General features: G+C 61.2%; 12 protein-coding genes. 7 read left to right on the forward strand and 5 right to left on the reverse strand.

The window, feature by feature from the left end:
• Positions 1-19 precede the first annotated feature (19 nt).
• The 4 genes from EEB12_RS11495 to EEB12_RS11510 all read left to right on the forward strand — a co-directional run bounded on the left by EEB12_RS11495 (position 20) and on the right by EEB12_RS11510 (position 5255).
• Positions 20-655, forward strand: a complete 636-nt coding sequence (locus EEB12_RS11495; protein WP_181447628.1) for a hypothetical protein — start codon at positions 20-22, stop codon at positions 653-655.
• Positions 656-658: 3 nt separating this feature from the next.
• A complete protein-coding gene (locus EEB12_RS11500) occupies positions 659-2644 on the forward strand; it encodes a YhgE/Pip domain-containing protein (protein ID WP_141487785.1) in 1986 nt (661 codons plus the stop codon).
• A 90-nt stretch (positions 2645-2734) separates the two neighbouring features.
• Positions 2735-4114, forward strand: coding sequence for a glutamate decarboxylase (locus tag EEB12_RS11505; protein WP_019746876.1), 1380 nt, complete (start codon positions 2735-2737; stop codon positions 4112-4114).
• A 292-nt stretch (positions 4115-4406) separates the two neighbouring features.
• Positions 4407-5255: a sterol desaturase family protein gene (locus tag EEB12_RS11510; RefSeq protein WP_141487786.1), complete on the forward strand. Its 849-nt coding sequence runs from the start codon at positions 4407-4409 to the stop codon at positions 5253-5255.
• Between the two features lie 18 nt (positions 5256-5273).
• Here EEB12_RS11510 and EEB12_RS11515 read toward each other — a convergent pair whose 3' ends face one another.
• Together EEB12_RS11515 and EEB12_RS11520 are read right to left on the reverse strand one after the other, a co-directional pair.
• Complete coding sequence (locus EEB12_RS11515; protein ID WP_020906135.1) at positions 5274-6581, reverse strand: FtsX-like permease family protein; 1308 nt, start codon at positions 6579-6581, stop codon at positions 5274-5276.
• Positions 6578-7423, reverse strand: a complete 846-nt coding sequence (locus EEB12_RS11520) for an ABC transporter ATP-binding protein (protein WP_029254452.1) — start codon at positions 7421-7423, stop codon at positions 6578-6580. The genes EEB12_RS11515 and EEB12_RS11520 overlap by 4 nt, the downstream gene beginning before the upstream one ends.
• Between EEB12_RS11520 and EEB12_RS11525 the strand changes: the two genes are divergently transcribed.
• On the forward strand, positions 7398-8147 hold the full coding sequence (locus tag EEB12_RS11525; RefSeq protein ID WP_141487787.1) for a helix-turn-helix domain-containing protein: 750 nt from the start codon (positions 7398-7400) through the stop codon (positions 8145-8147). The two genes, EEB12_RS11520 and EEB12_RS11525, sit on opposite strands and share 26 nt — an antisense overlap.
• Here EEB12_RS11525 and zapE read toward each other — a convergent pair.
• Entirely contained in the window at positions 8134-9123 is a 990-nt protein-coding gene (zapE, locus tag EEB12_RS11530; protein WP_141487788.1) for a cell division protein ZapE, read from the reverse strand. The genes EEB12_RS11525 and zapE overlap by 14 nt on opposite strands.
• A gap of 127 nt (positions 9124-9250) precedes the next feature.
• Between zapE and EEB12_RS11535 the strand changes: the two genes are divergently transcribed.
• Entirely contained in the window at positions 9251-9817 is a 567-nt protein-coding gene (locus EEB12_RS11535) for a TetR/AcrR family transcriptional regulator (protein WP_141487789.1), read from the forward strand.
• 10 nt (positions 9818-9827) lie between these two features.
• Here EEB12_RS11535 and EEB12_RS11540 read toward each other — a convergent pair whose 3' ends face one another.
• Positions 9828-10988, reverse strand: a complete 1161-nt coding sequence (locus tag EEB12_RS11540; protein ID WP_141487790.1) for a lipase family protein — start codon at positions 10986-10988, stop codon at positions 9828-9830.
• 207 nt (positions 10989-11195) lie between these two features.
• On the opposite strand from EEB12_RS11540, the gene EEB12_RS11545 reads away from it, so the two are divergent.
• Positions 11196-11990: a putative protein N(5)-glutamine methyltransferase gene (locus EEB12_RS11545; RefSeq protein ID WP_141487791.1), complete on the forward strand. Its 795-nt coding sequence runs from the start codon at positions 11196-11198 to the stop codon at positions 11988-11990.
• Here EEB12_RS11545 and EEB12_RS11550 read toward each other — a convergent pair.
• Positions 11981-12610 (reverse strand): TetR/AcrR family transcriptional regulator, encoded by a 630-nt coding sequence (locus tag EEB12_RS11550; protein ID WP_097387891.1) that lies wholly within the window; start codon positions 12608-12610, stop codon positions 11981-11983. The two genes, EEB12_RS11545 and EEB12_RS11550, sit on opposite strands and share 10 nt — an antisense overlap.
• Positions 12611-12636 lie beyond the last annotated feature (26 nt).

The following is a 12636-nucleotide window of genomic DNA, read 5'->3' on the forward strand; positions in this document are numbered from 1 at the left end:
CCACGGGCCGTGGGGGCATGTGTTCGGTCCACTCGACATCGACATCGAGGCTGGCGGTGTGACCGTCCTGGCCGCGCAATCGGGTGCCGCGCGCACAGCCCTGCTGATGGCACTATGCGGACGGATGCGATTGTCGTCCGGGTCATTGACTGTGCTGGGCTACGAGAAACCCTCGAGAATTCTGGCTGTCTCGGCGATCGCATGTCTGAACGAACTCGACGAAGTTCGCCCATCGGTGACGGTGCGGGACATGGTGACCGAACAGTTGCGATGGAATTCACCGTGGTACAAGTTCGTGCCCCGGGTGAGCGAAGATCAAGTAGCAGATATGTGTGCGTACACATTTGGCGGCGTAGACCTCCCCCCGCTCAATGCCTTCGTCGACGATCTCCCGGAGATCCAACAACTGTTGCTGCGGATCGCCGTCGCGAACGCCAAAAGACCACCGCTACTGGTGGTGGGTCGAGTCGACAAGATCGCCGACGACGACGAGCGGACAATGTTGTTACGCCGACTGGTCGCATTGGGAGAGCACCAGTCGGTGATCACCGCCGATGTCAACGACCTTCCGCCGGACAGCGGCGTCCATGCCGTGGTGAACATGCACGGCCTGCTGGGCGCCGGTGACATCGGCGTCATGACCGAAGGACGGTGAGCGATGCTCGCAGGTATATCTCTGGGCAGTGATATCAAACGCTACTCCCGCGGCACCCTGCCACGAATCGCGATCGTCACCATCATCTTGTTGCCGTTGCTCTACGGCGCCATGTACTTGTGGGCTTTCTGGAACCCGTTCGGCGAGGTGAACAAGATCCCCGCAGCGATTGTCAATAACGACTCGGGGCGAACATCGACAGGCCAACAAGTCGATGCCGGCGATCAGGTCGTCAAGTCGCTCATCGCCTCCGGGCAACTTGATTTGGCGGAGGTCTCGGATCAAGAAGCCCAAGCCGGACTCTCGAGCGGCAAGTACTATTTCACCATCACCTTGCCGGAGAACTTCAGCGACGCTGTCGAGTCACCCAACGGTGACAACCCCGAGAAGGCCGATCTCACCTTCACCTTCAACGACGCCAATAATTATCTAGCCACCATCATCGGGCAGGACGCGTCCGAACAGGTCATCAATCAGGTCAACTCGACCATCGGCGCCCAAGGCGTCGGCCAAGTCCTGACGGGCCTACAGACCGCCGGTTCGGGCCTGGGCCAGGCTGCCGACGGAGCGAAGACCCTCGCGGCCGGGATCGACACCGCCAAAGGTGGGGCCGATCAACTGAGCTCCGGTGCAGGCGAACTCGCCACCAACATGGTCACCGCACGCGATGGTTCCGCGCAGCTCGCAGCCGGCGCCGGGCAACTCGCCACAGCCATCGACGGCGTCGCCGACCCACTGCTCAACGCCCTCGACTCCACTGCCGTCTCCGACGTCGGTGCGCAAGCTGCGCAACTGCGGCAATCCCTCACCACCCTCGGGGATCGCCTCCCCAAGCCGCCACAGGTTACCGTCTCCCCGGCAATCCAGCGGGTGCTCGACCTTCTCGGACCCAGCACCGATCCGCTCGCACAACAGGCCGTTGCAGCTCTCACACCTCTCGTGGCAGCACAACCCCAAAGTGACACTGCCGCACTACAAGCGGAGATAGCGCGTCTCAGCGGTGATGCGCGCGCGCTCGAATACCAGTTGACGGATCCATCCAGTCCCCTGCAATCCGGACTCGCGCTGCTGCAAAACGGCGGGCTCGCCTCCGACGTCCGGCAACTACGCGACGGCGCCGACCAGCTCAGTTCCGGAGCCACGACTTTGAACTCCGGACTGATCCAGTTGACCGACGGCAGCACCCAGCTCGCGAGCGGAGCCGATCAGTTAGCTTCGGGGATGGTCGAGCTGCAATCAGGCTCAGGCGAACTGGCAGACGCACTCGCACAGGGCGCTGGGCAAGTACCCAGCTGGACCGACGCGCAACGCAACGCTACCGCGGACACCCTGTCCACCCCAGTCGCACTCAAGCAGGACTACACCAACGAGGCACCCACATTCGGTACCGGATTCGCGCCGTTCTTCCTCTCCTTGGCCCTGTTCGTCGGCTGCATCATCACCTGGATGCTGCTGACCCCGCTACAATCCCGCGCAACTGTCAGTAACCTCGGCCTCTATCGCACAGTTCTGGCTTCCTACTGGCCGGCACTGCTCATCGGCATCCTCCAAGTGATCACGATGTACGCCGTGGTCCACATCGGGGTCGGCCTGGACGTCAAACACGTTCCCGGAACTATCCTGTTCCTGATGCTGGTCTCGGCGACGTATTTGGCGATGATCCAGATGTTCAATGCTCTCTTCGGCGTCGCAGTCGGCCGAGTGGTGACATTGGCCTTCCTGATGCTGCAACTGGTCTCCGCCGGCGGCATCTACCCAGTGCCCACGACAGCGACGCCCTTCCAATACATTCATCCGTTCGACCCGATGACATACACCGTCAATGGCCTCCGGCAACTCATCACCGCCGAACACGTCGACTCTCGACTCTGGACAGCAATCGCCGTCCTGACCGGCATTCTGCTCGTCTCGATGACTATCAGCGCACTCTCCGTGCGCCGCAACCGGCGTTACACCATGGAACGCCTGTACCCGTCCATCGAGGTGTAAAGCACTGCACAGCAACATCTTCACAGTCGACCACATTTGAATCACCGTCCAAGTCGTACCCCGCACGCTCGCATACTGGAGGAGAAAAAAATGTCAGACAGCTTCGCAGCTCCCACCGAAACCCTCGCACCGGCGTACACAGGACGGCTCGGCACCGATCCGATTCCAGCTCTGAAAATGCCCAAGGCCGAGTCGGATCCCGAAGCTGCGTACCGATTCATCCACGACGAACTGATGCTCGACGGCAGTTCCCGACTGAACCTGGCAACCTTCGTCACCACTTGGATGGATCCTCAGGCAGACAAGCTGATGGCCGAGACATTCGACAAGAACATGATCGACAAAGACGAGTATCCCGCGACAGCGGAGATCGAAACTCGTTGCGTCAACATGGTTGCCGACCTCTTCCACGCAGAAGGGCTGACCTCCGACCCTGCGTCCGCAACGGGGGTCTCAACGGTAGGGTCCTCCGAAGCTGTGATGCTCGGCGGCCTCGCACTCAAATGGCGCTGGCGCCAGCGCCGCGAACAAGAAGGTAAAGACACCACGAAGCCCAATCTCATCCTCGGCAGCAACGTCCAGGTCGTCTGGGAAAAGTTCTGCCGCTACTTCGACGTCGAACCAAAATACCTCCCCATGGAAAGGGGCCGCTACGTCATCACTCCCGAACAGGTCCGTGACGCCGTCGACGAGAACACCATCGGCGTGGTCGCCATCCTGGGCACTACATTCACCGGCGAGCTCGAACCCGTCGCCGAGATCGCCGAAGCCCTCGACGAGATCGCCTCAAACGGTGGTCCCGACGTCCCCCTCCACGTCGACGCTGCCAGTGGAGGTTTCGTCGTCCCGTTCCTGCACCCCGAGCTGATGTGGGACTTCAAGGTTCCGCGTGTGGTCTCGATCAACGTCAGTGGCCACAAGTACGGCATGACATATCCTGGCATCGGTTTCGTCGTCTGGCGCTCGAAAGAACACCTACCGGAAGACTTGGTGTTCCGGGTCAACTATCTCGGCGGCGACATGCCGACCTTCACCCTCAACTTCTCTCGATCTGGCAACCAGGTCGTCGGGCAGTACTACAACTTCATCCGCCTCGGCGTCGCCGGATACACCCAGATCATGGAATCGCTGCGCGACACCGCGCTTATGCTTTCCGCCGCAATCTCCAAGATCGACAACATGGCGATCATCACCGACGGCACCGCTATACCGGTCTTGTCCTTCGAAGTCGTCGACGACCCAGGCTTCACTGTCTTCGACATCTCCCACGAACTCCGGGCACGCGGATTCCAAGTGCCCGCGTACACCATGCCCGCCGACGCCGAAGATGTCGCCGTCCTGCGGATCGTGCTACGAGAAGGTTTCAGCCAAGATCTCGCGTACAAACTCGCCACCGCCCTCAACGAAGTCGTCGAGCAACTTCGTAAGAGCAACGCCGATCGACCCCAAAGGACTGCTTTCGCCCACTAACTGCTGTTGAGGGGCAGCCTCAGAACCGCTTCCCCTCAACAAGCTTCTAATTCTGGACGACCAGCTGCACCAACGAACACTTTGCAACAGGCAAAGATCGACTCCGCCTGCTAGCCCGGTCAGTGCACGCCGTTCGTACGGATCGACCGGAACCACGGTGCGTGTGCGCTCACCGCGAAGAACGCACTGCGGCAGATGTGCATGTCAAACGTACGTCTGGCAGTTTCGACTGACTGAAAGTCGACCGATTCGTACAAGTCGAGAGCAACCGCTATCAAGCACCATCGATCACATGCTCACCTTCATCGTCAGATACGGGTACGTCCCGTTCATGCTCTTGGGAATCAACGGAGCCGCAATCGCGCTGGCGGCATCCGGCGCGCCGAAATGGTCACTGGTGGCATTGATTCTCTTCGCAGTGGCCTGCTCTTTCGCGGCCGAACGGGCGCTTCCCTACGAATCTTCGTGGAATGCCCCGGGACCGGACAGGTTTCGCGACGCTGTCCATGCGTTTGTCAACGAATCCCTCATCTTGGTCAGCGTCGCGGTAATCCCGTTGATGGCCGCGGTGATTCCGTTCGACGGGCTGTGGCCGAGCGGTCTTCCGTTTGTCCTTCAGGTCGTCTTCGCAGTGTTGGTTGCCGATTTCGGCATCACCGTGGTGCATTTGATCAGCCACAAGGTTGGATGGTTGTGGCGTTTCCACGCGGTTCATCACAGCCTCGAACGGTTCTACGGTATGAACGGACTGATGAAGCACCCCGTGCATCAGACTTTCGAAACCGCCGGTGGCGTCCTGCCACTGATCCTCCTCGGGATGCCCGTCCCGGTTGCCTCGGCGCTCGCGGTTTGTGTCGCTGTCCAACTCCTGCTTCAGCATTCGAATGCCGATTACCGCATCGGCCCCCTGCGTCCGATACTCGCCCTCAACGCCGGCCACCGATTCCATCACCTGAAGTGGGCGGGAATCGGTGACGTCAATTTCGGTTTGTTCACTCTGATCTGGGATCACCTTTTCCGCACTTATTCTTTCGATCCGGAAAAGCGCTTCAGCAGTGACGATCTCGGAATGGCGGCCAAACCCGACTACCCGGACGACTACATCGGCCAGTTGGCCGAACCGTTCCGGAAACAGAACTGACGGACGATCGGTGGAGATTCAGCCCGCGAGTACCCGTCGCATGACGGGCTTGGCTGCAAACGCACTGGCCAACACCAACGCGATCCCCACAGCCAGGGTGACACCCAACTGAACCAGCGCCATCGGAGTGGTCAATACGGCTGCCCCTGCCAGCGGGAAGAGGAACAGCAGTGCAGCGCCGGCGCCGGCCAGTGCCATCACCACCACGGGAGTGCGAACGTGCCTCATGCGGGCGCTGTCCATCACCTCGACAGGTGTGCCGGCCAAAGTCAGACTCCGATACAGCTCACGGTTGTCGAGGATCCCGGATACCTGGGTGAGCGCAGACGAGATGGCAGCCAACGTGAATGTTGCTCCGAGAGTGAACAACACCCCGGTTCTCATGTCCGCGAACAGGAACTCCTGCCCTGGCTGCAAATCCTGCCCCTCCCCGTTGCCTATCGCGGCGAGGAGAGATGTGCCTGCGGCAACGAAGCTGGCCATCGTCACACCGCTGACCGTGCGCCACACAGCCTTCGGATTGTCCAAGACCCGACGCGCCGCAATCAGCGAAGCACCGTCTTTGGCGCATTTGAGCATGATCCGTCCAAGCAGCGAAATGACGAACGGACCGACCAACGCAACAACGCCGAAGCAGAGACCAAGGCCCACCAGGATTGCCGCGATGCTTGCCGCGGAGCCCCCGAATGCACTCCATCCCACAAGAACCCCCACCCCGGCCACAGCGAAGATCATCTTCGGTGCGGCGCTGGGATTGCCCGCCGTGACGCCCAACGGGCTCACGAACACCTGGCGCATCCCGAGCATCGACGTCAAAGCAGCCAGGATGGTCATTCCGAATACGATGCCCACCAGCGGAAGTGCGCCTACCCAAAGCTCACTCCACTCGAATGTCCGACCTTGAAATCTCAAGAGAGCTACGAGCGGCAACGCGAGGAGGTATCCCACCACACCGATCAACGCACCGGCCAAGCCCTGGATACCCGATTCCGCAGCGCACAGCGCAACGATCTGGCGAGGGGTGGATCCGATGAGTCGCAGCGAGGCAAGTCGTTCGTCGCGACGGCGCGCGCCCAAGCGGGCCGCCGCCAGACCGAGAGTGACGGCTGGAACGATCATCAACACCGAAGCAACCCCTGCGAGCGCTAGGTACGCCTCGGCTTCGGGTTCGCTCGATCTGCCCGCGAATGCACCGTAGCCGCCGAGCACCGTCAGCAACAACGTCGTCGAGGCGGCAAATGCGGACACTGGGAGCGCGAAGGTACTCAAGGCCTTTCGCCCTTCACCTCGCACCGTCATCAATGCAACGCGCGCTGTGGCCTTCATGCCGCCACCTGTGTCCCGACGAGCGAACCGGCCTGCATCATCATCGTGCGATCACACCACCGAGCGACTTCGGCATCGTGAGTGACGACGACCAACGCAGAACCGATCTGTTGAGCCGAATCACGCAACACCCTCATCACTTCCCAACTCGTCTGCGCGTCGAGGGCACCGGTCGGCTCGTCCGCGAAGAGAACGGCGGGTTTGGTCACCAACGCTCGCGCAATCGCCACACGTTGCGACTGCCCACCCGACATCTGACCCGGGCGACGATCCTGCAACCCATCCAGCCCCAACGGCGCGAAGAAGCCGTGCGCCGTCCGCTTGGCTTCTGCGATGGACAACCCGTTGAGCACCAAGGGCAAAGCGACGTTCTCGATCGCCGGAAGCTCCGGCAACAGTTGGCCCGATTGAAAAACGAACCCGTACGACTCCCGTCGGAGCCGGCTGCGGTCGTTCTCACCGAGGTTCTCGATATGCCGGCCGCTCAGCAAGATTGCTCCCGAGTCGGGCTTGACGATTCCTGACATGCAATGCAGCAGTGTCGACTTCCCCGATCCTGAAGGACCCATGATGGCCGTAGCAGTACCGGCGCGCACTTCCAGCGATACACCTCGGAGCACCGGAACGTCGCCGTACGACTTGCCCAGCGCGTGGACCGACAGGACTGCGGGTGCTTGTGCGTTGTTCATGATTCCACCTTCTCGTGAACCCCTCGCGAACACATCGGCCCAGCGCACGATCTTCGGACTGAGCTCGGTCCTACCGGAGGATGACCGGACCCCGAGCTCTGTCAGGGTCGTCACTATGATTTCCGACATGACCTGGTCCGGCGCCGTCCACATGCAGCCCGGAATTCTCATGTTCACCGGCGCAGTGGGATCCGCGCACATGCATTCGCACGCCGCTGTTCAGATCATGATCATCGACGACGGGGACGTCACGGTCACGGACGGGGACGGCCACAGTGAAGTCGTGCGGTCCGTGGTCATTCCATCCGGGGCGGTCCACGCGTTGTCCGCCTCCGAGGGTGCGCGGGGACGGGCGATCTACATTGACTCCACCACCGGGATGGGTCTGCGCATCAGGCCACCGGAGCCGGGCCGCGGTGGTGTGGCCGACTGGTCGGACCGTGGGCAGACCGCAGTAGCGATGACGGACCGCGGCGCTGATTCGGATCTGGAATACGCAGCGAGGCTGATCGATTCACTATCCGAATACGAAAAGGCGTCGAACTTAGGCGTTCTTCACCCGGCCCTCGAGCATGCCCTGACGCTACTTCCCGAGAGAATCTCGGGGCAGGTCACACTGACGGACATCGCCGCCCTGGTCTCCATCTCGCCCGGACGGCTGGGAAGAATCTTCAACGATCAACTGCAGATGAGCTTTTCGACCTACATCCGCTGGTTACGGTTACGACGTGCCATGGAAGTGATGAGCAGTGGCGCAACCCTGACAACCAGTGCACACGAGGCCGGTTTCACCGACAGCGCCCATCTCAACCGTATCTGCCACAGTATGTTCGGGCTCACGCCCAGCGCCGCGACCGGCGGCCTCACCTGGAATTGACGCTACTCCTCAACTGACGCTGTCCGTCCCCGTTGACGCTGTCCATCGCCGTTCTCGCCAGTAACGACAGACGACTGTAGAGGCGCGCCAATCCGGGCACGTCCCGGAGGCTGCCTGCTACTACCTCCACACCGGCAGCGGCATACACCGTCAGTCGCGCATCGACGTCGTAGAGAACATCGACGACATTTCCGAAACGGCGAAGGGCAAATTCCGAAGCTTCGGCGAGCACCGGTACTCCGAAGATCACCCAGTCGTCGAAGCGGGAGGCGAGCTCGAGATAGTCGGCAGCCGAGGTCGAACCAGCGCACAGCACCTCGAAGTCGAACCAGACAACACCGTCTCGAATCGCCGAGCACTCCAATGTGCGTGTGCCTATCGTCAATTCGACACTTTCGCCCGAAGGCCACGTAATTCCCGAGCCGACGAGGAATGCCCCTGTCGCAAAACGGTAGTCCCCGGCACCTGGCTGACCCGCCGTCCGATAGTCGACGGAGCCACCCAATTCGATCACCTCGAGAGTCCGCTCGATCAACTCGATCGACGGAACGAACTGCTCGTGAAAAAGCGGATTCGGAAGAAGATCGGTCGGCGGGACATTGGACGTGACAACAACAGTCACACCTTTCGCGACGATTGTGTCGAGAACCCTTGCCATGAACATGGCGTCGGCGACGTCGTCGATGTGGAACTCGTCGAAACAGAGCACGCGGATTCCGTCGACGACGTGGTCCAGCGCCGCGCCCATCGACCCGAGTTCGTGCGCCCGAGAGTGCAGATCTGCAAAGAACCGATGAAAGTGAATGCGCTGCTTGCCGACTCGGATGCTCTCGTAGAACTCGTCCATGAGCATCGTCTTACCGCGGCCGACGCTACCCCAGAGGTAGATCCCTCCGCCGACCTCACCGCCCGAGATTCGGGCCCGCAGTGCATCGAGGGCTTCATGTGCCGCCAACTGCTCTTCGTCCAGTAACATGAGGCTCCTCTACATCTGTAGAGTCGAGGCTAGTGACCGAGGGCAAATCGAGTCAATGTGACCCTCACGACGCACCATCTGCAGCATGCAACTCCGGGAGCATGCAACATCGACAGCAAGGAACGACATGAAGCCCGATCGCAGAGCCCTCATTGCGGCGTCCGCCGTCACGATCATCGCCGAGCAGGGCCCGCGTGCACTCACCCACCGGGCGGTTGATCAGTCCCTGGAACTTCCTGCCGGTTCGACGTCGTACTATTTCCGCACTCGCGAGTCACTTCTCGAAGCAACCGCATTGCACATCGTGCACCGGTCACGTTCGACTTTCGACGAACTCCACGAGAGGCCCAGCGATCCTGCTGCCCTGACGGCCGAGTATCTCGACGATCTTCTCTCGCACCGCAGACACGAATTGATCGCGCGCTGTGCACTACTCGTGGAAACTCCCCGAGATTCGGCATTGCACCAACTCCTCGAAGGCAGCGTGTTTTCGTTCGAGAAGGCAAGACCCGTCTTCGAAACCGTTGGCGTTGACGACCCTGACGTCTCCGCCGCAAATTTCCTGAGCCTGCTGGAGGGCTTGATCTTCGACTATTGTCTCGGATCACGTAGCCGGGACCCTCACTCCAGCGAGACCGTTCGGCAACTTCGGATCCCGATCGACATCTACCTTCGCGGAGTGGGGGTCATCTGAAAGACCTCGGTCAGCAGAGGCTTCCGGTACAGGGTTGTCGACCAGAGAACAGCGCCGCGACAAAGGGAGTGCTGTCTGGAACCGAAGCCGGGACGGTTCCCAGATGATCAGTGGGATAGGTATGGAATGCAAACTCCACACCGTTGGCAGCGAGGTCGGCCGCGAACTTCAGTGTCAGCGGTGCCGGAACATCGATGTCCGACAACCCCTGACCGATGAAGAACGGGCGGTCGTATCCTGCGGTCGGCACAGTGAGCAGTTCACGCGCAGCCTCCATGAATACTGGATTGTCCAGCGACTTCGTCAGCACCTGCCCGAGTGTGACGGTTCCGTACTTCGTGCGCGCCTCGGTGTAGCACATGTTGTTCTCGACGTCGTCGAGGATGGTCTTGCCGAGCGGGGTCAGATACGAGTCGATGTCGATGTCCGGCCGCGAAGCACGCAGTCCGTCAAGAACGTTCGCGATGTAGACCGTCGTACCCTTGAGCGGAAGCGCCGGGAAAGCCGGACCACCGAGCGGTAGAAGATTTTCGATGTTCGAGGGGACACCAGTGGCGACAGCGCCGCGGTAGTCCAACTCCGGCGCGTAATCAGTGGCAAGCGAAGCGGTGAACATAGTCGCCTGCCCGCCCTGCGACTGTCCCATCGCAACCCATTCGCTCGACAGGTCGTCGTCGACCGCACGAGCGGCACGCACCATGTCCACAACGCTGTGTGCAGCGGAACGACCGTCGAGATACGGGTGAACACCAGGTGTTCCGAGCCCCACGTAGTCGGTCGTCACCACCGCGTATCCCTGCTCCAGCCAGTGACCCAGATGTGTCGCGGTCCGTTCGAGTGGAACACTGATGCTCGGCGCACACTGATCCGCGACACCCACCGTTCCGTGCGCATAGGAGATGACCGGCCAACCACCCTCGGGCGGAGCTCCCTCTGGGCGATACACCACACCGGTACTCGTCATCGGCGCATCCTTCGGGCCCGTCGACCAGTACGTCACCTTTGTTGCGCTCACGGCGCCCGGGATCACCCGATCGGGACCGAGTAACTCCTGACTCACGACAGCACCCGGAGCATCGTTCGGTTCCGCTCCGGCCGGGGCCGCAACTGTCAACGCCACCAAAGCACTCGCACTCAGCCCGACGAGCGTCCTACCCAGTCGCTTACTCACGTACTTCTCCTACGATTGCGGTGACGGTGCATCTGTGGTGATCGGCCCCACATCAGCCGATCGAGTTCAGACCATAGAACAGCCTTACCAATTGGTCAACCTAGATTCCCACTCCGCATCTACCGTCGTGACACGCCTGCTCGGGTAGGGTGGCGGTGTTCGATACGTGCAGGTCCCAGCGAGATCAGGAGGCCGAAAGGCTCTCTCATGTCAGCACCTGATCTCCCGACCTTCCCTGCTTCGCAGCAGAAGTCGGTGGCTGCGATTCTCCGAGCAGCAGGTTGCGTATTCGCCGATGACGAGGCTCGCCTACTTCTTCACACCGCACGCTCTCTCGATGAACTCGACGCGATGGTCGACCGACGAGTTGCCGGCGAACCACTCGAACCTGTCCTCGGATGGGTCGAGTTCTGCGGCTTGCGCATTCACATCGACTCTGGAGTCTTCGTCCCACGCCGGCGCACCGAGTTCCTCGCCCGGCAGGCCTGCTCACTCGTCGTCTCGAGAAGCGTCGTCGTCGACATGTGTTGTGGCTCAGGAGCTGTCGGTACCGTCCTGCAGTCGACGCTCGATGCCATCGATTTGTACGCGGTAGATGTGGAACCAGCCGCGGTGCGGTGCGCTCGCCGAAACATCACACCGCCCGAGCGCGTACTCGAAGGCGATCTCTTCGAACCACTGCCGACGGAATTACTCGGTCGCGTGGATGTGGTCGTTGCCAATGCACCTTACGTCCCCACCGATTCGATCAGGCTGATGCCGCCCGAAGCCCGTCTTCACGAACCGCTGGTCTCGTTGGACGGCGGCACCGACGGACTGGACCTGCAGCGACGCATCATCGCGGACGCTGCGCCGTGGCTACGACCGGGTGGCTGTCTTCTCGTCGAGACGAGTACGGAGCAGGTCGAAATGACTGTTGAAACATTCACTCGGGGAGGGTTTCTCACTCGGGTGGCAACCTACAGTGAGACGGCGTCGACCGTGGTGATCGGTCAGTGTTGAAGGCGATCGGATCCTGGCGTGGACCATTCCCGAGCGCGGGCGGCAAAGCCGTCGACAAAAAGCCCGAACGCACGATCGACGCGGGCCCGGTCCCCAGTGGCCAGAAGATCCATCGACAGACCCCGCATTTGCGAGAGCAACAGAGTAGCGACAGAGGCAACATCGTCCTCGGGGCAACCCGCTTGTCGTAGACCGGCTTCCAGTGCCTCGATCCAATCGCCTACAAAACGGTCCAGGAACCGTCCGTAGCGTTCGCGGTCGCCGAGCGCGAGGGCGTAAATCTCGACCATCACTCGGAACCGCGGCAGTACCTCCGGCGTCGTACGTTCGGTCCACCACGCGGTCAGCACTGTCGCCGGATCGACCCCCGATTTCATCGGAACCGCAATCGGAATGGACTCACCACGCATGTTCTCGATGACCTCGGAGAGCAGGTTCTCCTTGCTCTCGAAATGGTTGAGCAACGACGCATGCGACACACCTACGGCCTTGGCGAGCTGCCTCACCGTCAGTTCCCCGACACCGTTGTCGATGACGTAGCGGGTCAGCGCGTCGAGCAACTCCTCACGTCGCCCGGCGTATCTCAGGCTGCGTTTGTCGATGCGTTCGGGCTCCGGCACATACCCACCCTACCGGCCGGAATCAC

The organism is Rhodococcus sp. WS1, assembly GCF_003797745.1.
Lineage (GTDB): Bacteria > Actinomycetota > Actinomycetes > Mycobacteriales > Mycobacteriaceae > Rhodococcus_F > Rhodococcus_F erythropolis.